This window comes from Cellulosilyticum lentocellum DSM 5427 (assembly GCF_000178835.2).
GTDB classification, from domain to species: domain Bacteria; phylum Bacillota; class Clostridia; order Lachnospirales; family Cellulosilyticaceae; genus Cellulosilyticum; species Cellulosilyticum lentocellum.
Window position 1 is genome coordinate 4600710 of the sequence record NC_015275.1, and the last position, 23021, is coordinate 4623730.

The 23021-nt window shown below is 34.1% G+C and carries 21 protein-coding genes; 7 read left to right on the top strand and 14 right to left on the bottom strand.

The genetic code is table 11. From position 1 onward, the window contains the following. Positions 1-4: 4 nt before the first annotated feature. The 5 genes from CLOLE_RS20920 to CLOLE_RS20940 all read right to left on the bottom strand — a co-directional run bounded on the left by CLOLE_RS20920 (position 5) and on the right by CLOLE_RS20940 (position 5201). The gene (locus CLOLE_RS20920) at positions 5-1855 is read right to left on the bottom strand and encodes a DUF2207 domain-containing protein (RefSeq protein ID WP_013659118.1); all 1851 of its coding nucleotides are present in this window, start codon (positions 1853-1855) and stop codon (positions 5-7) included. A 79-nt stretch (positions 1856-1934) separates the two neighbouring features. Next, a complete protein-coding gene (locus CLOLE_RS20925; RefSeq protein WP_013659119.1) occupies positions 1935-3110 on the bottom strand; it encodes an ArsA family ATPase in 1176 nt (391 codons plus the stop codon). Between the two features lie 5 nt (positions 3111-3115). Continuing rightward, positions 3116-3442 carry a hypothetical protein gene (locus CLOLE_RS20930; protein WP_013659120.1) on the bottom strand — a complete coding sequence of 109 codons (327 nt, stop codon included), beginning with the start codon at positions 3440-3442 and terminating at the stop codon, positions 3116-3118. A 14-nt stretch (positions 3443-3456) separates the two neighbouring features. Further along, on the bottom strand, positions 3457-4626 hold the full coding sequence (locus CLOLE_RS20935) for an ArsA family ATPase (protein WP_013659121.1): 1170 nt from the start codon (positions 4624-4626) through the stop codon (positions 3457-3459). 80 nt (positions 4627-4706) lie between these two features. Next, entirely contained in the window at positions 4707-5201 is a 495-nt protein-coding gene (locus CLOLE_RS20940) for a MarR family winged helix-turn-helix transcriptional regulator (RefSeq protein ID WP_013659122.1), read from the bottom strand. Positions 5202-5639: 438 nt separating this feature from the next. Between CLOLE_RS20940 and CLOLE_RS20945 the strand changes: the two genes are divergently transcribed. After that, positions 5640-6158 carry a Crp/Fnr family transcriptional regulator gene (locus tag CLOLE_RS20945; RefSeq protein WP_242825815.1) on the top strand — a complete coding sequence of 173 codons (519 nt, stop codon included), beginning with the start codon at positions 5640-5642 and terminating at the stop codon, positions 6156-6158. A 65-nt stretch (positions 6159-6223) separates the two neighbouring features. After that, complete coding sequence (locus CLOLE_RS20950; protein WP_013659124.1) at positions 6224-6976, top strand: SDR family NAD(P)-dependent oxidoreductase; 753 nt, start codon at positions 6224-6226, stop codon at positions 6974-6976. Positions 6977-7027: 51 nt separating this feature from the next. Here the strand turns inward: CLOLE_RS20950 and CLOLE_RS20955 are convergent, their stop codons facing one another. Continuing rightward, positions 7028-7915, bottom strand: coding sequence for a DMT family transporter (locus CLOLE_RS20955; RefSeq protein ID WP_013659125.1), 888 nt, complete (start codon positions 7913-7915; stop codon positions 7028-7030). A 253-nt stretch (positions 7916-8168) separates the two neighbouring features. Then, positions 8169-9404, bottom strand: coding sequence for an RtcB family protein (locus CLOLE_RS20960; RefSeq protein ID WP_013659126.1), 1236 nt, complete (start codon positions 9402-9404; stop codon positions 8169-8171). Between the two features lie 213 nt (positions 9405-9617). Here CLOLE_RS20960 and CLOLE_RS20965 point away from each other — a divergent pair, with 213 nt between their 5' ends. Together CLOLE_RS20965 and CLOLE_RS20970 are read left to right on the top strand one after the other, a co-directional pair. After that, on the top strand, positions 9618-10883 hold the full coding sequence (locus CLOLE_RS20965) for a helix-turn-helix transcriptional regulator (RefSeq protein ID WP_013659127.1): 1266 nt from the start codon (positions 9618-9620) through the stop codon (positions 10881-10883). Next, positions 10870-11853, top strand: coding sequence for a WYL domain-containing protein (locus CLOLE_RS20970; protein ID WP_013659128.1), 984 nt, complete (start codon positions 10870-10872; stop codon positions 11851-11853). Before CLOLE_RS20965 ends, CLOLE_RS20970 begins: the two co-directional genes overlap by 14 nt. 644 nt (positions 11854-12497) lie before the next feature. Here the strand turns inward: CLOLE_RS20970 and CLOLE_RS20975 are convergent. Both CLOLE_RS20975 and CLOLE_RS20980 read right to left on the bottom strand, forming a co-directional pair. Next, positions 12498-12761, bottom strand: coding sequence for a sodium ion-translocating decarboxylase subunit beta (locus CLOLE_RS20975; RefSeq protein ID WP_013659129.1), 264 nt, complete (start codon positions 12759-12761; stop codon positions 12498-12500). Beyond that, the gene (locus CLOLE_RS20980; protein WP_013659130.1) at positions 12758-13489 is read right to left on the bottom strand and encodes an MBL fold metallo-hydrolase; all 732 of its coding nucleotides are present in this window, start codon (positions 13487-13489) and stop codon (positions 12758-12760) included. Before CLOLE_RS20980 ends, CLOLE_RS20975 begins: the two co-directional genes overlap by 4 nt. A gap of 379 nt (positions 13490-13868) precedes the next feature. Between CLOLE_RS20980 and CLOLE_RS20985 the strand changes: the two genes are divergently transcribed. Then, positions 13869-15347 carry a DUF2828 family protein gene (locus CLOLE_RS20985; protein ID WP_013659131.1) on the top strand — a complete coding sequence of 493 codons (1479 nt, stop codon included), beginning with the start codon at positions 13869-13871 and terminating at the stop codon, positions 15345-15347. Positions 15348-15480: 133 nt separating this feature from the next. Here the strand turns inward: CLOLE_RS20985 and CLOLE_RS20990 are convergent, their stop codons facing one another. Beyond that, positions 15481-15999 (bottom strand): TetR/AcrR family transcriptional regulator, encoded by a 519-nt coding sequence (locus CLOLE_RS20990; protein ID WP_013659132.1) that lies wholly within the window; start codon positions 15997-15999, stop codon positions 15481-15483. Between the two features lie 185 nt (positions 16000-16184). Between CLOLE_RS20990 and CLOLE_RS20995 the strand changes: the two genes are divergently transcribed. Both CLOLE_RS20995 and CLOLE_RS21000 read left to right on the top strand, forming a co-directional pair. After that, complete coding sequence (locus CLOLE_RS20995; RefSeq protein ID WP_013659133.1) at positions 16185-16949, top strand: ABC transporter ATP-binding protein; 765 nt, start codon at positions 16185-16187, stop codon at positions 16947-16949. Then, entirely contained in the window at positions 16939-18099 is a 1161-nt protein-coding gene (locus tag CLOLE_RS21000; protein WP_013659134.1) for an ABC transporter permease, read from the top strand. The genes CLOLE_RS20995 and CLOLE_RS21000 overlap by 11 nt, the downstream gene beginning before the upstream one ends. Before the next feature lie 774 nt (positions 18100-18873). Here the strand turns inward: CLOLE_RS21000 and CLOLE_RS21010 are convergent. The 4 genes from CLOLE_RS21010 to CLOLE_RS21030 form a co-directional block, all read right to left on the bottom strand. Beyond that, on the bottom strand, positions 18874-20394 hold the full coding sequence (locus tag CLOLE_RS21010; protein ID WP_013659135.1) for a DUF4179 domain-containing protein: 1521 nt from the start codon (positions 20392-20394) through the stop codon (positions 18874-18876). Further along, positions 20387-20938 carry an RNA polymerase sigma factor gene (locus tag CLOLE_RS21015; protein ID WP_013659136.1) on the bottom strand — a complete coding sequence of 184 codons (552 nt, stop codon included), beginning with the start codon at positions 20936-20938 and terminating at the stop codon, positions 20387-20389. The genes CLOLE_RS21010 and CLOLE_RS21015 overlap by 8 nt, the downstream gene beginning before the upstream one ends. 235 nt (positions 20939-21173) lie before the next feature. Then, positions 21174-22517 (bottom strand): YfjL-like protein, encoded by a 1344-nt coding sequence (locus tag CLOLE_RS22250; RefSeq protein WP_013659137.1) that lies wholly within the window; start codon positions 22515-22517, stop codon positions 21174-21176. Next, positions 22514-23002, bottom strand: a complete 489-nt coding sequence (locus tag CLOLE_RS21030; RefSeq protein ID WP_013659138.1) for an RNA polymerase sigma factor — start codon at positions 23000-23002, stop codon at positions 22514-22516. The genes CLOLE_RS22250 and CLOLE_RS21030 overlap by 4 nt, the downstream gene beginning before the upstream one ends. Positions 23003-23021: the final 19 nt, after the last annotated feature.

Here is a 23021-nt window from a genome sequence, read left to right on the forward strand (position 1 = left end):
ATTCTTACCAAGATCCTCCTCCACCTCCCCCAGAGCCACCTCCTGATGAACCTCCTCCTGAATCTCCTGAAGAGCTTGATGGTTCAGAACTCATGGATGCTTCTACTGAGCACATCATTCTATATAAACGATTAATAAATCCATTACTATTAAAGTTTTGTCCCTCATACCAAACAGGGGGATTTTCTATAAGATTACTGAACTTCTCCATAATCTTTTGACTCATGTTTAATGCCATCATATAAGCCAACATATCCTCAAAATAATTAGAATGATCTTGTTTAAGCCTGTTAAGCTCCCTATGGTCTATATTCTCTAGATATTTTTTATATCCTTGGATTTCTAGATACAGTTTTTGACCATAAGGAGTTCTTTTTATCATCTTTTGAATAACTTTGAACATCACTACATAGCAAACTTGATTCATTATAGTAACTGGTATTAATTCTTGGTAATCACTTAAAAGTGGCACAAAAGTTATTCCTCCAAACCCTCCTATCAATATAACCCCCAACGTAATAAGCCCTATACTTAGAGTTATATTCTCTTTGTTTATATTTATCGCTAGTAACATAACACCTGCGGTTGAACCAATAATAGCACAAGTCACCGCATCTAATTGTCCACTATAACCACCATAGGCAAAACTGATATAAGTAACACTAACATGGGATAGAATAGCTAAAATAATGGCTAGTACTTTGGCCCTATCTGCACCTTTTTTAAATAAATGAGCTCGTTTATCCTTTTCATTCACTAGCTTTTTTACTTTATTAACTGTTTTATAAAAAGTATCTCTCAATTTCTCTTCATCAACTCTATCTCTACGATTAAATAATCCTTTAAAGAAAACCGCTTCTACTTTATCCCCTCCATCATAGGCTTTTAACTTTTCAATTTCAAAAGAATTAGATGCTTTATATCTACTATCTTTATCACTCTTATCTATAATTTTTAGATAACCTTTTTGAGCTAAACTAAATAGTAAAGATATAGCATCTTTATTGCTTGCTTTGCCTTTATAGATCATCCCAACTTCTGCACTATTAAGCCCCTCTGGTAGATACGTACATTCTTCTATCTTCTCCCTTGGATTTCTAGCAAATATTAGCCAAAGTAATAGAACTACTATCAGTATTACTATGGGAAATATCATTAAAATATTTAAATTAATGCTCCAACTTACATTATCCCTAGTAGCTGTAAAATACCCTTCTGGTAGCTCTATACGAATCGTCAAGGCTTCACCTGACTGAAGTGAACCTTCATAATAGCCTATAATACGGTTTCCTTCTACCTCATAGTAAACACCTTTATGACTTGTATTCCCTTTAGCCCCTACTGAAAAGTCTATTTGATTAGCCTCAAATGCTTTTGGCATTTCTATTTCAAAACTCACATTACTTATACTAGCATCCCACTCATTCCCTATGATATTAAAGTAAAATTCATCATAGCCTTTCCCTACATCTTTTCCTAAATCATAGGTGTAAGTTAATGCATAGTACTGCTTCTCTGTCACAGTTACCTGGGGATCACCTATTTTAATAACCTTATCATTTCCTTCCGTATGGTAAGTACTCACTGTGTTAGATTTCATATCTGATACCTTTGCAATAACCTGTGAAACTGTCCCATCTATGCGTGTGACTCTATTTTTTATAGGTATCTTTCGGTAAATCCCATGCCTCTGGGCAATAAAATTGACGTCTATATCTTCTCTGATATTAAATATATTTTCTTCGCTTACTTCAATCTTCACCTTGTAAGCTTCAATACTATATCCTCCATCATCTGCATAAAGTGGTATAACCAATAAAATAAGACTTACTAAAAAGAACAATAAACGTTTCACACCTCTCACCTCTTGTATCCTTAAATACTTTCACCTCCTTTATTATATATTATTTTGATTTTTTAAACAATTTTTGCATCTAATCTTGATTTTGGGGTAAATAATAAATTTTAAGCTGGTTATCTTCATATTTAGCTGTGCTTATTTCGTGATTTCTAAGTTTTTGAGGTAATGTAAAGCACCTCTTCTCATTCTTAATGGTTAAAGTTAGTTCATCCCCTTGCTGAGAAAGCTTCAACTCCTTTTTATCTACAAAAGGAATATGAATGTTTAAACTATACCCTTCTTGTAATTTCTGTACTTCAAATATTTTATCTTGAAATAAAATATCCTCTGGCAAATGCTCTTTATAAATTTGACTACCTACTTGTTCTAGCATTGAGTAGCATCTAAGTTCTTTATCCATGAGTTCTACTTTAAAGACAGGTAGACCTTTAAAGCTTTCCTTTATATCTTTAAGACTTTGCTCCTGCAGTTTTGTCCATGCATTAAAATATCCCTCCATAGAATCCTTTGGGAAAATCTTATTAATAATAATGGCATCCACATTATAGTCATATAAATGGAGATAGGAGAAACTTCTCTTGGCTTCTTTTATAACTATTTTTTCAGGTGTTGTTACAATTCTAATGCTTACCACCTTTTTATCCATCATAAGCTCATGAAGTTCATCAATTTTAGCATAAAGCTTCTCCATCTCTGCAAACACTTCATCTTTAGGCATAGGAATTTTCGTAGTGCTTTCTACTATGGGGCCTGCAAGTTTAGCCGCTTTTCTTTTTATAGGAAATAATTTCTCCATCCACCCTCTAAATACATCTGGAAATTTAAGAAGAGACATGGTCTCTCCTGTGGGTGCACAGTCTACAATTAGTACATCATATAGACCTTCATCATATATTTCTTTAATCTTAATAAGAGACAATAATTCTCCCACCCCTGGAAATACTAATAACTCTTCTGTTTCTATCCCATCTTTAGCTTTTAAAGTTAATAACTGTTTAAAATAAGCCTTGATATTTCCCCAAGCCATTTCATTTTCTATAACCGTATCAATCTCCATTCCATAGAGATTTTCTGCTATTTCTTTAGGCGAGTTACCTAATTTTATATCAAAGGAATCACTTAAACTATGGGCTTCATCTGTACTCACAATTAATACACTTTTTCCCCTTGCTGCTATGTGAGCTGCTGTGCATGCAGCAATACTAGTCTTACCAACTCCACCTTTTCCTGTATATAATATGACTCTCATTTAAATCACCCCTCACTAAAATCAATTTTGATTTTTTTAGACCTACCATTAGCTCTTGTACTTTGTTTAATATCTTTATTATTTATATCTTGATTTTCCTTTTCTGAATTATAACTTTGATTATTCGCCTTACTTCTAACTCCCTCTGCATCTGCAGACTCTCTAGAATCATCCTTCCAAAACATTGTCCAAGCAACCTCTTTTATAAAGCTTAATGCTTCCTCTTCTGCTAACTCTACATGTGCTCTCATTGCTTCTAGCATTATTTCTTTAATTGCTTCATATTCAAGCTGTTTAGCTTGTAATAATTTTTTTAACGCTAGTTTATTCATATGAACACCTCTTTCTATTCGAAATAAATATTTAGTGCTCCATCTTCCCATTTAGCTGAAGAAATGCTGTATTTCTTCAGCACATTTGGTAGTGGAATATTCCTTTTGAAATTACCAATCTTAATAATGACATCTGTCCCTGATTCAAATAAATCAAAATCTGCTTTAGTAGAAAATGGTACTAGGACTTGAAGCTTGTAGCCTTTATCTGTTTTTTCAAAGGTTTCATTTTGAGTACATTTCAGTACCTTGAAAATTTCTTTATCTTGAAGTGAGTCTCTTGTAATACGCGTAAGTGCTTCAACACCATTCAAATCTACTTCATACCATTTCATACGATAGATAGGCATATGTGAGAATGCTAATTGAATTTCTTCTAAATACTTTTCTTGAAGGGCCTGCCACTGTTTAAAAAATGGGTTATCTATATCCTTTGGTATCATTCGATTAATGTATATGGCATCTACATTAAAGTTATATAAATTTAAGTACATATAACTACGCTTAGTTTCTTCTACCACCATCTTTTCTGGAATGGTTACAATTCTAATGCTACAAATCTCTCTATTCTTTAGAAGTGCTTGTAATTCACTTAATGTCATATATAATCTCTCTATATCATTCATAGCCGTTTGATCTGGTAAGTCTACTTTAAAAGCCACCTTAGAAATAGGCCTTAATACCTTAAGGGCCACCTTTTCTATTGGAAACAGTTTCTCCATATACCAAGCAAAAAGCTCTGGAAATTTTAAAAGTGATAAGGTCTCTCCCGTTGGCGCACAATCTACAATAATAAGCTCATATTCTCCTGCTGTATAAAGCTCTTGTATTTTAATGAGTGAAAACAATTCCTCAATACCTGGGAATACTATAATATCCTCTAACGCTTCACTGGCTTCCTTGTTCTCTCCTACCTTCATTAAATTTCTAAGTGCTTTAGAAATGGTACCGTAGTGTTTCTCCATCTCATAATTATGATCTATCTCTAAAGCATATAAATTCTCTATTACTTCGGTTGGCTCTTCTTTTATAGGTTTTTCAAACAAATCACTGAGATTATGTGCAGCATCTGTACTTACAATTAAGGTTTTAATGCCTTCTCTAGCTGCTTTAACCCCATGAGCGGCTGCAGTGCTTGTTTTACCTACACCGCCTTTTCCTGTAAAAATAATAATTCTTCCCATAATAACACTCTCCTTAATTCGATTTGCGATTAGTTCTTCTCTCGAAGTATTTATTTAAAAAAATAACTTAGCTTACTAAGTTATTCTATCGTTATTCGTTTTACCGGCTTAGATTTAGTGACCTCTTCTGTCTCTTGCTTTCCCTTTTTTAAGATGTTTATTGCTTTATTTAAAATACTATATATTACACGCTTTTCTTCTTCATCTAATTCTGCATTTAGGGCTTTAAAATAATAGGTCAATTCTTCTATTTCCTTTTTTACAAAAGCTTCTCCCATTGCCGTAAGGCTAATAAATACTACTCGCTTATCTTCTACATCCCTTTGGCGCTGAGCTATTTGTTTCTTTTCTAGTCTCGTAATAACACCAGTTGCTGTGTTGAGTGGTGCATGAATATAATCTGCTACCTCTGTCATATTGACTTGCTTCTTCCTATATAAAAGTAGCAAGGCTAGTATTTCATTCTTGGAATAATCCAAAAAAGCACTGTTCCATTCTTCTGGGAAGAATAGAAACTTAAATTCATCTATATATGCATAGATTAGTTCTTCAATATTAAATCCATCTTTTGCCATAATTATACCTCATCATTTACTTCGTGCCTCGAAGTATATTTTTATATTATGCTTATATTTCTAAATTGTCAATGTTTTTATTTTTAATTTGGGCTCTGATAGATAAATTTGTTGGTATTTAAATATAACACAGCGGACTTACTCCCAAAGATCCTTTACTCAATAAAAACCTGCAGAAAACACTTTCCAAAATGGACAAGGTGCATAAGGAAGCAACTATTGAATCACTAACAATAATAAGATAGACAATCAACAGCTGTGTCATGTATAAAACTTTATAGCTTGGAATTTGGCCTCCAATGACAATAGGAAAAAAGTATGGTAAAATGCTACATATAATTCGTCATATATTATAAATGAGGAAAGATGATGATAGTGAGACCAAGTGAATATTTGGAAAAAAGATTACAAGTAACGTTAAACCAACACGTGAAGAAAATGATTGACCAAGATACAAAAGTTGTATTATTTCCTGCTGGACACACGGTGCTCTGGGAGGGTGATACGTCATCATATCTATATTATATCATTCAGGGTGTTGTAAGAGGATATTACATTGATAGTAAGGGCAATGACATAACAAAATGTTTTTGTGCCGAAGACGATTTCTTTTCAACAGAGGGCTTTAGAATATCTTCCCCTGCGACGTTCACTATTGAATGTTTGGAAGACTGCAAATGCTTTCAATTCCCATATGCATTACTCAAAAGCATTGTGAATACTAATAAAGGCATTGGTGATTTGGTAAGCCATTTATTTCAAGTGGAAGTAAGCAAACAAGAAGATCGAATCAAAAAGCTTATGTTGCTAAATGCAGAAGAGCGTTACCTCACCTTTTGCAATGATTATCCACACTTACACAACAGAATTGCTCTGAAATATATAGCTTCCTACATTGGTGTGCGTGCGGCTTCACTAAGCCGTATAAGGAAACAGCAAAAATCATACGAAAATTAACATAGGTGAATTACAAGATCACTTCTTCCAGTCATACTTGACTATATCGGAAGGAGTGATTTTTTATGGAGAATGTTCTCATTACGGGTGGAACCAGCGGAATTGGTTACGCACTTGCAAGAATATTTGCTGCAAATAAATATAACCTTATACTTGTTTCTTCAAATTATGAAAACTTGAAGATAGCATCACAAAAACTTCAATCAGAATTTCCTGTAACAATAAATATTTTTGAACAGGATTTATCTGAGCTAAAGGCTGCTGAAAACCTTTATACCCGTATACAAGCTGAAAACATTAATGTGGACATATTAGTTAATAATGCTGGATATGGATTGGTCGGAGCAACAGAGCAAATTAACTTCCAGGATGATGAAAAAATGATGATTTTGAATATGTTAAGTCCCGTAGCGTTATGCAAATTATTTTTGCCTCATATGTACGAGAAACAACACGGTAGTATCCTGAATATTTCTTCAACCGGAGCATTTCAACCAGGGCCGTTTACATCTACCTACTTTGCAAGCAAGGCATTTGTTTTAAGTTATAGTAAAGCAGTACGTTTTGAAGCTAAAAAATATGGTGTACGAGTTTGTACGCTATGTCCGGGTGCAACGCGAACTAATTTTTTTACTCGCGAAGGAACTGACTTGCCTAAAACTTCAATGTCTGCTAACGAAGTTGCTGAATATGCCTATTGGCAATTAATGAAAAACAAGTCAGTATTTATCCCTGGATTTATAAATCGGATAATGCAAGCATTTCCAACAAACATAAAAATGTTGGCAGTTGCAAAAATGAAAAAAGAAAAATTTTAAACGTTATCAACATTAAAATCTAACAGCTCCCTCATTTTAAATAGACAAAAATTATTCACTTATATTTATTTCTGCTTTTTTACTTCTATAAATTTCACTTATATAGGTACTTCCTAAAATTAATATTCCTCCTACTATTTGTAGTGAGGTCATTTCTTCTCTTAATAAGAGGCTAGATAAAATAATGGCTGAAATAGGATCTATATAACTAAAAGCTGCTATCGTTTGTCCACTTAGCTTTTGAAAAGCTCCAAAATAAATTAAGTAACCAATACCTGTATGTACAACGCCTACAACAATCAGTAAAGTAATAGACCTGCTATCCAGTTGACTTATATTAAATCCACCATTAAACAATACATAAGGTAAAATAGCTAGCGCTGCAAAACCAAGCTGCGGAACTGTGCTTTCTAGGCTAGTCACATCTTTAAGGAATTTATTCATAATCATTATACTGGCATATAAGACCGCAGCACCTATGCCATAAGCTATCCCAAGAAAATGATTTTGTCCTACTCCACTTTCTCCTGTACTAGTAATACATATCATCCCCAACATAGCCGCTAGAATACACACTATCTTAATACCTGATAAGCGTTCTTTTAAAATCAAAGGTGATAAAAACATGGCTATAACCGGAGCAAAATAATAACAAATCGTTGCTGTTGCAATAGTTGTATACTTATATGCCTCAAACAAGAATATCCAATTGAGTCCTATGGCTATGCCTGAAGCAACTAAAATCCCTAAATTAGGCTTTATACGCTTCCAAGATAGTGGTTGTTTAAGGATAAAACTAGCTAAAATCAAGCATACACTTCCTATTACGCCTCTAGCTAAAGCAATCTGACTAGAAGAACAATTAATTGCTCTTACAAATAACCCAATACTACCAAATAATATCATAACTAAAATCAAACTTATTTTGGTTCTTTTCACTTAGCTTCTCTCCCTTAATTTTTCTTTTGTTATGTAATAAGTCTATTATCTTGAGCTATAGCTCCTTTATGACTACTACATAAAAGCATCTTTACGTTACTCTCGCACTAAAAATCTAAAACGTGATAAATATTTCTTATTATACTTTATTATTTATAATTTTCAAATTCTAATTCATAGGATTTGTATTTGATCCATTATCTAGGTTGTTCTTTGTTTTGTACAAAAAAGAGAGACTGCTAAGCAACCTCTCTTATCCTTTAATAACGCCTATGGTTTTCAATTTTTTAATCGGTGTAATTAGATCTAACTGATTTTCAATCACTTCATCAATATTCTTATATGCAAAACGGCACTCTTCTGCTACATCCTTCTTATTATTCTTACCTAATATAACTGCTTGCTCTTTTAAGTCACACATAACCTTCTCTACTGAATAAAGCTCTTTTGCTTTTGTTCTAGAATATACCCTTCCAGCGCCATGAGAGCAGGACTCAAAACTTTCTGCATTGCCTTTTCCTTCTACAATGTAACTATAAGACCCCATGGAACCAGGGATAATCCCTCTTTCTCCTGCTCCTGCCCTAATAGCTCCTTTGCGATGAACCCAAACGTTTCTACCATAATGAATTTCCATGGCTGCATAATTATGGTGAACGTTAATCTTATTGGCATAAGTTACATCTAAATCACATTGCTTTTTAAGTAAAGTGGTAACCTCCTTCATCACTGCCTCAAGTATTTTTTCTCTATTTTCTTCTGCAAAATCTAAAGCCAAGTTCATATACTCTAGATATAAACGTCCTTCATCACTTTTTGCAGGTAAAAAGGCTAAATTATAGCTTTCTGGTACAGAGCTATACCATTTCTCATTAAGCTCCTTGGCAATCTGATTGAAGTAATCCCCTATTTCTTTTCCAAGGTGACGACTACCTGTATGGATCATAATTCCCACTTTACCTTCTTCATCTTCTTGAAACTCGATAAAATGATTGCCTCCTCCTAGCGTTCCTATTTGATAGTAAGCATCTTCAATCTGAGGTACTAAAGTTGGTGCTTTCATATACTTTTCTATATTTTTCATTGCTTCATTAATCACCTTGGAAGACTGCATTTTATTATGATGTGCTCTTCCAACTGGTACTGAGCGCTGTATACTGCCAATAATAGCTTGCATTAAAATGCCATTACCTGTTTCTACTGTTCTTAAAAGCTCTGCATCTATATTGGTTTCAACAAAAATCATACCACATCCAATGTCACTACCTACTGCATGGGGAATAATTACATCCTTTGCTGCAATAACACCACCTATAGGCATCCCCATACCTGTGTGTGTATCTGGCATTAAAGCTACCCACTTATGAATAAAAGGCAAGTTAGAAAGATTATATGCTTGTTCTAAGCAGCTTTCCTCTACACTTTCTCTATCTTTCACCCATATCTTTATTGGTTTTGCAGTTTTTTCTTCTTCACAAATAACAAACATCCTCTTTCCTCTTTTCTTGTTTCATATTTAAAGGCTTAACCTTGATGCTTTAATGCTAACACTTTACCATTCTATAATCATGAAAAAAACTTTACGATTTAATTTTAACTATGTTTAATTTTATATTATGATATATATAATCACTGCTTCATAGAGTTATAATAGGATTCATTCAATAATGAAAGCAGTTTATTACTTAAAGGAGAGAAACCTATGGCTACCTTTAATGAACTTATTAAAAACTTTGATAAGATTAGAGAGTATATGCGCACTTTTGCCATCTACGGCTATAAAACAAGAGAAGATTTCACCCATAAGAGTGCACGTACCTATGACAACGAACGAAGACGCATCCAGAGCTACCTTGGACATTATATAGATGAACAAACCTCAGCTCAAGGTAAAAAATTATCTATTCACTTTGATAGTATGCTCCTAGCTTCTAATCCTCTTTTCGAAGGCTTTAAAACCAAAAGTTTTACCAAAAATGATATTATGCTTCACTTTATATTACTTGATTTGCTTCAAATTCATCCTAGACTCACCTTATCTGAACTATATGAAAAACTTCTCACTGACTATCTAGATCGTTTCCAGCTTGAAAAAATCATTGATAACCGCACCTTAAGGCTTAAACTTGCTGAGTATGTTTCACTGGGATTGCTTAGAGAAGAAAAAGAAGGAAAAGTCATTTACTACTCCTTCATATCCTCCCCTCTTACTACCTTATCCGAGCATACCATTACTGCACTTAATCATGCTCTTACCTTTTATCAAAATATAGCACCCTTAGGTATTTTAGGACACTTGATCTTAGAACAAAGCCCTAACTTTAAGTCTTACTTTACCTTTAGAGATATTCACTTTAGTCATACTTTAGATGACCTCATTTTATATGAACTCTTACTGGCAATGGCTCATCATAAACATGTAGAAATAACTCATGCAGGCTCTAAGGTAAGTACTGTACTACCCCTTAAAATAGTGGATAATGTGGACCAAGGTAGACGCTATGTGATGGCTTATTCCTATAAATCTAGGGAATATAAGTTCTTTAGGCTAGATCGTATTGTAGCTGCTTCTACCTTACATACTGTAGATGATCATTTTAATCAGAAGCTTTCTATTATAAATATTCTACTTAATAGCAGCTGGGGTGTTTCCTTTAAGACCATTGATGCCCCAATAGCTTTAGATACTTGGGAGCTTTCTTTATCTATTGATGAAGATTTCGAAAAACCTCTCATTCACAAAATAGAAAACTTCCATAAAGAGGGACGCTTGCAACGTGTTAGCAAAAACACCTTTTCTTATACTGTTAGTGTTTTAGAAGCCAATGAAATGGTTCCTTGGCTTAGACAGTTTATAGGACGTATAATCTGGATTAACTGTACCAATAAAGAAGTGCTACAACGTTTCAAGAGAGATATTGATTTGATGTATGCTTATTATGAGGAGGATAAGGATGTCGTTATTTAATGAACTACATAGTAAATATTATACCTTAGTTAATCATATTCTTACTTCCATTCCGGAGGAAGGCATTAGCCTAGGAACGCTTAGAAAAGTTGTGACTGAGAAAGGTTTTTTAGAAACACCTACCTGCCTCATCCCTTTACTTACTGATCAAGATGATGAGGGCTATCACTTATTATATGAAAAGGAAAATACCTATTATAGTGTACTCAAAAATAAACCGATGACTTTTTTAACTCAAACTCAAAAAGCCTGGCTTAAAACCCTTACACTAGATTCTAAAATTCAATTATTTCTAGATGAAGATGAACTTTATGAGCTTAAAAAGTCTTTAAGAGATATAGAGCCCCTCTTTTTACCTGAAACTATCCATCATGTTCATCAATCCTCTTTAAATACCGATTTCTTTGATAAAACTTATGTCACTCTTTTTAGAATCATTTCAAATAGCTTGCATCACAATCAATATATGAAAATAACCTATTTGGATGAAAATGATACACTTATTACAGTAGATATTGCTGGCTATAAACTGGAATATCGTATCACTCAAGATTCTTTTCATCTTATTGGTCTTATTGATGCGCCTACGCAAACGCCTCATATCTTACGCATTAACCTTAGCTCAATTCAAGAAATAATCGTTCTTAAAACGTATTTTAATCCAAAGGAGATTGAAACTTCTGTTCAAGCTTATAAATGTGAGGAACCTCTCTACTTTGAACTGAGTAATGCTAGAAAAGGCTTTGACCGTGTGTTTATGCATCTTTCAAATTATGAAAGAATAACAGAGTTTAATGATGAAACACATACCTGTTTTGTTCAGCTCTTTTATTATCCTTTTGATGAAGAGGAACTCATTAATATCCTTATCTCCTTTGGTCCTATTATCAAAGTTATTAGTCCTACAAGTATTCGAAATAAGTTTATAGAACGTATTAAGACTCAGCGTTTACTTTTTAAGCAAGGTTAAATGAATTTTTAAATAGTTGTTTTATATATAAAAGTAATATCTTCTCCCTAAATCTTAACCTTCGCAACTATTTTTTCATGATATTTTTAATGTTACTGAATATACTATACATATAAGGTTGCTTACAGCCAAACATGCACTCACCTTTTAAGTGAAACCGCAAAGGCAACCTGTTATTTAAAGGCACATGCAGCTACTCATTAGGATCTTGCGATCATATGATCTTGCTGGTTCGAGTCCAGCCTAATACTTATGGTATTAGTGGCGGAATTTGGTAAACGCACAAGTTTAAAAGCGTGCCTTGTGAACATATTTAAAGGTACTTACAGCCACATAAAATTTTCTAGGGTGGAAACAACAATGTACCTTGAAAAATAGTAGAAAGACATGAACAGCCATGTTCTTATTTAGGAGTTTAGAGGTTGTGAGTTGAAATCTCACCTGTAATAGCTCTTTTCTAGAAGGACCACTATTATGGTAGCTCAAAAGATTAGGAGTACTGGCTATAAATAATAATGTCTTGTTTACTACTATAATAAAATAGCTGAAAGACACTAACAGCCAACAAAAGATTGGTTAAGCTCACTTCTCCTCTTGGGGATTTGAGGGGTTCGATTCCCTTTACTTTAAAAGTGCCTTGAAGGCTATTTTTTTATTTTCTTGTAAATAAATATTCCCATTCCTACTACAAGTATCAATCCACAAACTGTTATGGCTACTGCCTCTAAAGACACTGAGCTACTTACAAATATAGCTGTAGGGCCATCAGCCCCTCCAATAATGGCAATAGATGCTGACTCCTTGCCATTCTCATTTAGTATAAATACCATACTTATGATGCTTATTACTACTAAACCTATTATGGTAAGAACGATTCCTTTTTTATTAGTCCATTTATTATCTCTCATTGGTCCATCTCCTTATATCTCTCAACGATTCTAAAACCTTCCTTTAATATCTCCGCTTTAGTAATGTGCTTGTCCAAATGCATACAATATACCTTATTTCTATATGGTTCCTCTATCATCTCTTTTAGCTTCTTCAATGACATATGACTATTCTTTTCATAATCTAGCCCACAAGTATCATGATAAATAACATCTATCTGTCCATTTTTCAGTCCTTGTATGACCTCAGTAGATAATTGATTAGCATCTCCGCTATAATAGAGTGTTTTCCCTTGTATCTTCAATATGAATCCATAAGCCTCTATAGTGTCTACATGCGTCACTGGTATATGCCTAATACCTATTTTACCTAAATACTGATCCTGTATATAGATTTCCTGATTCTCATCATTGATAGCTAAGAGCTCATACATTTCCCCACTCACACCTACTGACTCTAAAAACTTCGCTATATGTTCTTTATGAGGATATATAATAGTAGCTTTTTTACCTAGCAAATAATAAAAATAAAAAATAACCTCGCCTACGCTTCCTACATGATCTGGATGTGTATGTGTGATAATCATGTAGATCTGATTAACACCTTCCAATAATTTCTGCTTTTGAAGTTCATGAAACACTGTACCGCCACAATCTATCAAAAGCATTCTATCCTCTTTCTTAATATAAGCACTGGTATTCCCTAGGTCTGTGTTAAATGCACTACCGATTCCAATAAATTTTAACATTTCACACCTCGCAAACTTTTTTTCATGAATTTTCTATTAATTAGCTTTATTATAAGCCTACAAGGTTACTTACAGCAACTTTCTCACCTGTTAAGTGAAAAAACAGTAACCTGTTCTATAAAGGCACATGCAGCCATATATTAAGTTGTCACTAGTTCGATTCTAGTCTAATAAGGAAATATCTTTATTAGTAGCTCAGTTGGTAGAGCACTGCAAACTAGTGCCTTGTATCTAAAGACGCCTTATCAGTAACCAACCTTATTGCTCCAAACTTTAAGTCCACGTCAGGAGTATTCCTTAGAGAATATTAAGGGTTCGAATCCCGATGCAATTGTGGAGGGCGTCTTGAATTTATTTTTTAATCAAGGAGATGATTTTTATGAAAAACAAGTTTTTATCATTCTTACAAAAGGAAACGAATATTACATATACAGAAAATGGAGCAACTGCTCTTAAAACAACTAATAGCAACCTTCTTGACCTCTTTGGTACTATCGGTAGTCTTAGAGCACGTGACGAAAGTGAAATTGAACGACTCTTTAGCACTGCCTTAGCAGAAGATACTTTACTTGCTACTAAAATGGCCTTTTATGCACGTAATATCCGTGGTGGACTCGGTGAACGTCGTACCTTTAGGGTTATTCTTAAATATTTAGCTACATTAGCACCTGAAATAGTGATTAAGAATTTTGATGCTATTGCTTTATTAGGCCGTTATGATGACTTCTATACCTTAGTAGATACACCAGTTGAAGAAGCTATGTGGACTTATCTCAAGGAACAATTCACTCTAGATCTAGGGAACTACCATGCCAACGAGCCTATTAGCTTATTAGCTAAGTGGTTAAAGTCTGTCAATGCTAGCTCTGATGATACAGCACGCCTTGGTAAGTTAACTGCCAAAAGACTTGGTCTTTCTGAAAAAGCTTATAGGCAAACACTCTCTAAACTTCGTAAGTATATTGATGTAACAGAAGTAAAAATGTCTGGTCAAAACTGGAGCGAGATTGCTTATGAGCATGTACCTTCAAGGGCCATGTTTATCTATCACAAGGCCTTTAAAGCTCATGATGAAGAAGGCTTCACGAATTACTTAAACGCTGTTATTAAAGGTGAGGCTAAAGTTAATGCAAGCACCTTATATCCCTATGATATCTTAGAGCAGCTTGGACTATCTGAACGTAATTCAAACTTCTCTTTTCATCACTATGATGCTTTGTTAGAGGAGCAATGGAAGAGCCTTCCTAACTATGTGACAGGTGAGCAGAATGTACTAGTTATGGCTGATACTTCTGGCTCTATGAGAGGGCGTCCTATCCACTCCTCTATTGGTCTAGCACTTTACTTTGCTGAACGTAACAAGGGTGCTTTTAAAGATACTTTTATGACGTTCTCAAGTAGGCCTTCTTTAATTAAAGTAAAGGGCAATACCCTCTATGATAAAATTAAATGCATACCTGCTATTGTGGAGAATACAGACCTAGAAGCTGCTTTTAATCTTATTTTAACTGTTGCTGTAAAAAATAAGCTTAGTGCCGATGAACTTCCAGCTTCTTTGGTTATTATTACTGATATGGAATTTGACTTTGCAACAACTGCTAGAGGCAACTGGACCTTCTACAATAGCATGGTGAAAAACTATGCAGCTCATGGCTATGCTATGCCTAATGTTATCTTCTGGAATGTCAACTCTAGAAATGATGTGTTTCAGGTTACTTCAAACTATAAAGGCGTCCAAATGGCTAGTGGTCAGTCTCCATCCGTCTTCAAGTCAATCTTAGCCAACATTGGTAAGACCCCTTATGATGCAATGCTATCTGTGTTAAATGATCCTATGTATGACTTAATTACTGTCTAAATTACCTTTCTAAGGCATTACACTAGTAATATAAAAAGGCGATACTAGCATTAATTTGTTAGTATCGCCCTTTATGTATTTTTATGATAAATCTATCTCAATAGCTTTCTTTCATTTCATACACTATTAGTTTTTAAATTCTTGCTAGTTGTTTGATAGAGGTGAATGGTCCCTTTAGATTAGCCATTTGTACAACCTTTGCTAATTGAGTAGCTGGTATATCTTTTTTATTTTCTATCCAATATCTTATCAATCCTAGTTGTGCACTTGCAATGTATTCCAGCAAATATCTTTGTTCTATAGATAACTGATTTTCCTCTATTCCTAACTTATCTAATGCTACTCGTTTACCACATTCTTTAATTTTCCTTTGTAATGTAACATCTGGCTTTTTTGCAATAAATAGTGTCATCATCTCCTCATGATTTTCAAACAATTGATTCATTATTATACATATTTCTTCTAAGTTTCCATTCATAAAACCTTCTATCATCCTTGATATAATGCCTATTACTTCTTCAAAAATCTGTTCTTGTACTTTGGCTAATAGGTCATAAATATCTTGATAATAGTAATAAAAGGTCCCTCTATAGATTTTAGCTTCCCTTGTAATTTCACCTATTGTAATTTTTTCTATCCCTTTTTTTTCCATAAAGCTTTAAAAATGCGTTTAATATTTTTATTCTTGTAATCTGTGTATCCTTTACCATCTTAGATTACCTACCTATCCAACATTTTCTTAACAATTGTCTATTTTGTTTTTATTCTATCTTATTTATTATAACCATATACCAACTCCAGATTGGAATCAACATTAATTGTAAAGAAGGCGATCTAATGTCTATGTTAACCACCCCTACTATATGCCTAGAGCATATTAATAAGTCCTTTGGCAAAAATCAAATCCTATTTGATATTTCTCTAACTATTCCTGAAGGTTGTATATATGGCCTTTTAGGCCCCTCTGGTTGTGGGAAAAGTACTTCTGTTAAAATCATGGCTGGTATTTCTAAACAAGACTCCGGAAAAGTCTATATATTAGGCCAGGAAATGCCGAATCTAATGCTCATGTCCCAAATAGGATATATGTCTCAGTCTAGCGCCCTTTATCCTACACTTTCTGGCTATGAAAATCTAAAGTTCTTCGGAAGCTTATATGGTTTTAATAAACAGCTCCTTCAAGAAAGATTTGAATATGTATCCACCCTTGTTAACTTAACCGACTATCTACCTAAATATGTTTCCACCTATTCTGGTGGCATGAAGCAAAGACTAGCTTTAGCTATTTCACTCTTAGCTAATCCTAAAGTTCTCATTCTTGATGAGCCCACGGTAGGAATAGACCCTCTTCTTAGATATAGTATTTGGGAGGAATTATATAAGCTTGCTGAGCAAAAGATAACTATTCTTATTACAACTCATGTTATGGATGAAGCTGCTAAATGTCATGAGCTAGCTATGATGTATAATGGCACGATCCTTGCTGCGGGTACTCCTGAACAAATTCTAGAAAAAGCTCAAGTTACTAATATAGAAGATGCCTTTATCTATTTTGGCAAATCTCATATTTCTTCAAAGGAGGTCCTTTCCTATGAGAATTAAAGCTTTAACTACAAGAATTCTAACTCAAGTCACCCATGATAAGAGAACCATTGCTCTTATTCTTATTGCTCCCCTTGTTATCTTAAGCCTTGTTTATTTCATCCTTAATTCTGAAAGTAGCAGTTATAACCTTGGTATTGTTACAGCTCCTGGTGCTTATATTGAAGAACTTACTCATAATGATGATTTGGATATCAAGCTTACCTATCTTAAAAGTGAAGATATCCCAAATGCTATAAAAAATAAAGAAATCCTCGCAGCCATTGATATGAATCCAAGTATGACTGAGGCCAAAATTTACTTAGACGGTACAAACAGTTTAGATGCTGAAAAAGTCCAAGCATTAGTAAAAAGTTCCGCTCTAAAAGTACTTCAAAATAATATGAAACAAAATGCTGAAGATACTAAAGAAAAGCTTAGCACTCTCTTAGATAGCCTCACTCAATTAAAGACTAAAATGCCTCAAGTGAAATTACAGGTACCAGAAATAGATCTATCTGAGCTTAATATGACTGAGCCAAACTTTACTACTGACTATATTTATGGTGAAGAGGATACCTCTTTCTTTGATAACTTCGGAGCTGGGCTTATTGGGATTATTATCTTCTTCGTTGTCTTTCTAATTGCTGGCATTAATTTTCTTACTGAAAGAACTTCAGGCACTTTGGAAAAGCTCCTCTCTACACCTATCAAAAGGAGTGAAATAATCATCGGCTATGTATTTGGCTTTAGTTTATTAGCCTTGCTTCAAACGCTCCTGATTACTTTCTTTGTTATTTATGTTCTCGGTCTAAAAGTAGTCGGTAGTATATGGTACGTACTTCTTATTAACCTTTTAACCGCTATTACTGCCCTAACACTTGGTATTTTACTCTCTAGTTTAGCTAATAATGAATTTCAAATGGTTCAATTCATCCCTATTGTGATTCTCCCTCAAGTCTTTTTATGTGGCTTATTTAATTTATCAAATGGTTGGGAGATTGTCGGACTCTTGATGCCTCTTCACTATACAACTAATGCTTTAACAGAAGTCATGCTTAAAGGTAGTGGTTTTGAAAGGATTTGGCTAGACTGTCTCATCCTCTTAGGTTGTTCTTTAATATTCATGTTCTTAAATATACAGCTACTTAAGCGACAAAGAAGCTTGTAAAAGATTTTTGATTTTTTACTAGGGACTTCTCAAGTACGAGACATATATAGAAGTGTAAAAACAAATTAAATAACTTCCCACGGCATAATCACCGCAGCATCAACCTGAGGAACTGACCGGGTCAGCCAAGTCTCAATCTATTGTTATAGGTACCTCTGGACTTAAGGAAAATGTTCACTTGTGCGCTGACAGGGAGGCGCCACTTATAAGTTATGAAGTGTGTTTTTACATCTATTGCAGTACCAAAAATAAAGTTTCAACCAGAGTCCTAATGCCTTAGCTTCCTAATCATAAAGGGTGCACCGGCTAAGACTTTAAGGAGCTCCTCACTCATTGGTTTAGCTTTCACAACTGTCCTTAGTAGGCACCATGCTTGTCATAGTAGTGCTGAGGAGCCATTCTATGCCTTGTATAAGGTCTATTTAGGCAGTCATGAAAGTTTTCATCAAGGGTCTGGAGCAAAAAAGCAAGAGCACATACACCGTTATGCTGTATGTGCTCTTGCTTTTTTGTATGTCTAAAAACCGCCTTTAAACTCACTATAAATCTCCGTATATGATTATAAGGATTATCCTCCCTATTTCACTATTACTTTAGGAGCAATTAATGTAGGTACTGAGTCTAACTTCATCCTATTTTCATTGACTCTTCACTTCCTCAACACGTTTTAAAGCTATACTACATTCATAACGGTATAATAAATTCCCTAGTTTAATAATAAAGACCTAGAACGCCACTCTCCCCTTTACTCAATGTTCTAGGTCCTTATTTATGCTATTGTAAAGGAATCTCCACTCCTTCAATCACTATACTTTGTACTTCTTCTATATTGATAAAATCATATACCAGCAAATCGCTGGCACTATCTATAGTCGGTGTTTTAATCCCTTCTGTTAATCCTTCTACTTTACTTAAATTATGTCCCTCTTTATTTTCTCCACTTCTCACTACATTATAATACATATTAAATTTTATATTGCGTGTATTCATCCCCGTATTATTTAAATCAATTTTTGTACCGTCTTTCATTTTCAAATAAACTTCTTGTAAAGCTTCTATCTTTTTAGAACCTTTATAGCCTTCTAGAGTAGCGCCTAATGCTGATACTTCTACTTTTGTAATAGTTAACTTTTGTTTTTCGTTTTTAATGGTTTGACTCATATGTCTTGTTTTAGTCTGACTATTTTTATCCAGTTGAAACTCTACTTGCCACTTACCATCTAGGACATTTTCAAAATAATTATTCCCTACTTTAAATTTAAGATAAGGTAAGTCTTCTTTTTTAAACTGATTAAATACGTAGTAGTCTTTATTTAATGCTTCTTTCTCACTCCAATAGTGCTCACTCTGAGAAGGTTCATAGCTTTGGCCGGTTCTTTCATCTATCATTTCTATATACGTACTTTGATTTTCTATATTCACTTGATCATAATAACTTGTAATCAGTTCTATTCCTGTATCGCTAACATAAAAAGCATCTAGTTTTATTTCCTTAAAATCCTCGACTAGAATTTGATTAAGTCCTAAAGCACTTGTATAGCTTTTCCAAGGCTGTTTTATTTCTATTGGTGTTAGCTCCTCTAGTTTTATATCAGATACTTTGGACAAATTTCTCCATACTCTTATGCCACTTGCTTCTAGTGTTAGCTTTTGACCATATAACTGCTGGTTAGATGATAAATCTATGATACAATTCAGCTGCTTTTTATCTTCAGATAAACTGCTTTGTACTCCCCAGCCCATACTACCTGGTCTTTCTGTTTGTACTTGCATTTGTTTTACTTCACTACCCTCTTCGAAGGTACCTCCATCATCTTTAGTAAAGCTTGCTATAAACAATCCGGATTTTTTATCAATTAAAGCTCCTTCAGCAGTAAAAGTTAAGCCTTCAGCACTCATACTTTTTTCAATAGGTTGTACTTGATCTTTAAACGGAAAAAACTCACCAAATATATCTTTTAAAGTAGGATTATAATTAACTGCTGCTACAGTTCCTACAACTAAAGCTGCTGCTACTAACGGAATCAGTATTCTCTTTGTAAGCTGTCCTCTACCTCCTTTTCGCTTAGCCCCATTACTTCTCTCATTTGTTTCTAAATGTATACTGTTGTTCTCTTTATATGTTTCATCAGGTACGCGCTTATCCTCTGACATTTTCCCTATATTCCTAGTTGCTAAAGCTTTTATGCGATCTATTGAAACCTGTGGTACTTCCCTTATTTCTGCCTCATCCATAACCTCTTCCATTAAATCCTCTTGTATATCTTCCATAAGCTCAGTTAACTTCTTATTCATATGCCACACCCCTTTCTTTCAGTGCACGTTCTAGCTTCTTCTTTCCCCTAAACAGCTTAGTTCCTACTGTCTGTACGTTTAAATGAAGGATTTCTGCTATGTCGATTATTTTTTCCATATAGAAATATCTTCTTATAAAAATTTCTCTATCCGGCTCTGGCAATGTATTAAGTGCTGCCAACACTAGCTTATTGTCCTCTTCCTGCACTAAGCTATCTTCTGGGGTTTCATAATCTATACTGTCTTCTTCTAATGGGATGAACTCCCTTCTTCCTTTACTTCTCATGAGATTAATAGTATGGTTTCTAGCCATCGCACCTAGATAAGCTTTAAGCTTTCCTGTTTCTATCTCTAATGTTCTTTGCTTCTGCCAAACTTTAATAAATACGTCTGCACAGAGTTCTTCTATCTCTGTTGTTTGTAACATACCTGATGAAACTTTCATAATAACCCGTACTAAATAAGCCCCATACTCATCTATTAACTGCTCATAGCAAATCATATCGCCACTTTGTATGCCTTTTATGATTTCTTCTTCCTTCATGTTGTCCTCCTCTAATTTTCTCTTATACTTATATAGACAACTACGATAGTTACTTCATTCCCTATTTATAAAAAAATAATACGATTAATTCAAGCATATTTTACCATATATTCCTGTACTGCAATTTTAAAGCTTATCGCTTATTTTTTGTGCTAAAAAAGGCATCCTTTTCTTAGGATGCCTTGCTATAATCTCTATATTAGATATTATTTGTTCTACAAATCTTCCACTTCACTTACTGCTCTCTCTTTCTGATTACTATGCTCATTCCTGAAGGCATTTCACTATTCTCATTTTGCTCTGCCTCCTCTAGTGCCTTAAGCAATTGACCATTTACTATATCCTCAGGAGTTACATTATCAATCATAACCAACATTTCTTTGGTTTCAGAAAATAATCCATAGCTTTTAAACTCATAACCTTCTTCCTTTAAGATAACATAAGACTCTTTTAATATTCCTTCCAGATTTTTAGCCGATGTATCAGTTAGTTCTGTTCTAATAGAAATAAACATATTAGAAGTTAACTCCTTATTAAAGGACATATCTAATACAATACTTTTCTCTAATGATTCTCTCTCACTCTTCTCCAATCTCTCAGGATCTACAAAGTCTACCATAGCAGTATTGTCCTCTAACTGAGGTATTCTCGATAAAAGTGAAATGACTTCTTTTGCACAGGTTTCTCCTAGTCTATCTCTTGTATTAAACTTGCCTTGTACATAACTCTCATACCCATCATACTGTATTGTCCCTTTTCTATACTCTATTGTGAAATGAGTATCTATGCTAGTTTTCGAACTCACATTGACCATATAGTTATTAAATTTGAAATTATAACGAGCCTTTCCGACTTCCAAATCTAACTTTGGGTATTTCTCAGCTACATACGCTTCAACCTTATGAGTGGCAAAAGCTGCTGAGATAGGATTACCAAGTAAATCATTAGCACCCCATAGAACTATTCCCATAAGAGAAATCCCTAATACTCCTGCAATAAATCTTTTTATCCATGGCATCGTCTGCTTAGACTCCTTTCCAAAAACATATCCAAATAAAGCACCAATAGCCGTACCTATTCCCACTAAAATCGTATAAATAATACTTAGAAACAGAGGCATGATAAATAATTCTGGCATACGGCCTAACCATTCTATGTCCTCTAAAAGGCTTTGAATGATAATACCTAGATAAGATAATGTAAAGATTCCTACTGGTACCCAATAGTATTTCTTTCTTAGTAAGACACATCCTGCTATCCCTATACATGGCATAATAAGTACGTTATAAAACATACCTTGAGAGTTAGATAAGTAAATGCCTAATAACCCACCTATAATTAATATAATAAGCCCTATGGAAATGATCTTACTTTTTATATTACTAATAACCTTTCGGTCATCTACTTTATACTCCCTATCTATCTCTTCACTACTAAATAATGCTTTGCAGCTTTCACAGTTTTCTATATGCTTAGCAACTAACATCTCACTATCATCACTGGCTACTTTGTCTTTTACTAGGGGCATCAAATCTAAGCAAACATTGCAATTAATCTCTACGTCTTCTATTTTTTTCATCCAAATCCCTCCTCTAATAACTTCTCCTTTAGCCATCGTTTAGTTCTAAATTCTATTACCCTAGCTGAGTTTTCCGATATACCTAACTTTTTACCTATTTCAGCGAATGCATAGCCTTCTGCCCTCATATAAATAATTTGCTTTGTTCGCTCATCCTTTTCCCCTAAAAGTTCATTAATCCTTTTTATAATTTCCTTATCTATAAAAGCTTGCTCTATTCCATCTGTTACATAAATTTCAAACAATGCACTACTATCTATATCTTTATTTTGCCTTCGTAGCTGCTGTAACCATACATTCCTCGCGATTCCAAATAGCCATGTCTTTATAGAGGCATCACCTCTATATGTTCCTATCCTTCTAATGGCAATCACGAATATCTCTGAAAGTAAATCCTCCGAAAGGGCTGGATTATGTGTTAAACTTACTAAATATCTAAAGACATCTTCCTTATACATTTGATACAGCTGTTCTATCTCTAACACTTAACCCCTCCTCTCTCTT

What these genes read in the sequence shown, in the direction of transcription:
- CLOLE_RS20925 (WP_013659119.1), bottom strand. Translation starts at nt 3,110, where the DNA reads ATGAGAGTCATATTATATACAGGAAAAGGTGGAGTTGGTAAGACTAGT.
- CLOLE_RS20930 (WP_013659120.1), bottom strand. Translation starts at nt 3,442, where the DNA reads ATGAATAAACTAGCGTTAAAAAAATTATTACAAGCTAAACAGCTTGAA.
- CLOLE_RS20935 (WP_013659121.1), bottom strand. Translation starts at nt 4,626, where the DNA reads ATGGGAAGAATTATTATTTTTACAGGAAAAGGCGGTGTAGGTAAAACA.
- CLOLE_RS20940 (WP_013659122.1), bottom strand. Translation starts at nt 5,201, where the DNA reads ATGGCAAAAGATGGATTTAATATTGAAGAACTAATCTATGCATATATA.
- CLOLE_RS20945 (WP_242825815.1), top strand. Translation starts at nt 5,640, where the DNA reads ATGATTGACCAAGATACAAAAGTTGTATTATTTCCTGCTGGACACACG.
- CLOLE_RS20950 (WP_013659124.1), top strand. Translation starts at nt 6,224, where the DNA reads ATGGAGAATGTTCTCATTACGGGTGGAACCAGCGGAATTGGTTACGCA.
- CLOLE_RS20960 (WP_013659126.1), bottom strand. Translation starts at nt 9,404, where the DNA reads ATGTTTGTTATTTGTGAAGAAGAAAAAACTGCAAAACCAATAAAGATA.
- CLOLE_RS20965 (WP_013659127.1), top strand. Translation starts at nt 9,618, where the DNA reads ATGGCTACCTTTAATGAACTTATTAAAAACTTTGATAAGATTAGAGAG.
- CLOLE_RS20970 (WP_013659128.1), top strand. Translation starts at nt 10,870, where the DNA reads ATGTCGTTATTTAATGAACTACATAGTAAATATTATACCTTAGTTAAT.
- CLOLE_RS20975 (WP_013659129.1), bottom strand. Translation starts at nt 12,761, where the DNA reads ATGAGAGATAATAAATGGACTAATAAAAAAGGAATCGTTCTTACCATA.
- CLOLE_RS20980 (WP_013659130.1), bottom strand. Translation starts at nt 13,489, where the DNA reads ATGTTAAAATTTATTGGAATCGGTAGTGCATTTAACACAGACCTAGGG.
- CLOLE_RS20985 (WP_013659131.1), top strand. Translation starts at nt 13,869, where the DNA reads ATGAAAAACAAGTTTTTATCATTCTTACAAAAGGAAACGAATATTACA.
- CLOLE_RS20990 (WP_013659132.1), bottom strand. Translation starts at nt 15,999, where the DNA reads ATGGAAAAAAAAGGGATAGAAAAAATTACAATAGGTGAAATTACAAGG.
- CLOLE_RS20995 (WP_013659133.1), top strand. Translation starts at nt 16,185, where the DNA reads ATGTCTATGTTAACCACCCCTACTATATGCCTAGAGCATATTAATAAG.
- CLOLE_RS21000 (WP_013659134.1), top strand. Translation starts at nt 16,939, where the DNA reads ATGAGAATTAAAGCTTTAACTACAAGAATTCTAACTCAAGTCACCCAT.
- CLOLE_RS21010 (WP_013659135.1), bottom strand. Translation starts at nt 20,394, where the DNA reads ATGAATAAGAAGTTAACTGAGCTTATGGAAGATATACAAGAGGATTTA.
- CLOLE_RS21015 (WP_013659136.1), bottom strand. Translation starts at nt 20,938, where the DNA reads ATGAAGGAAGAAGAAATCATAAAAGGCATACAAAGTGGCGATATGATT.
- CLOLE_RS22250 (WP_013659137.1), bottom strand. Translation starts at nt 22,517, where the DNA reads ATGAAAAAAATAGAAGACGTAGAGATTAATTGCAATGTTTGCTTAGAT.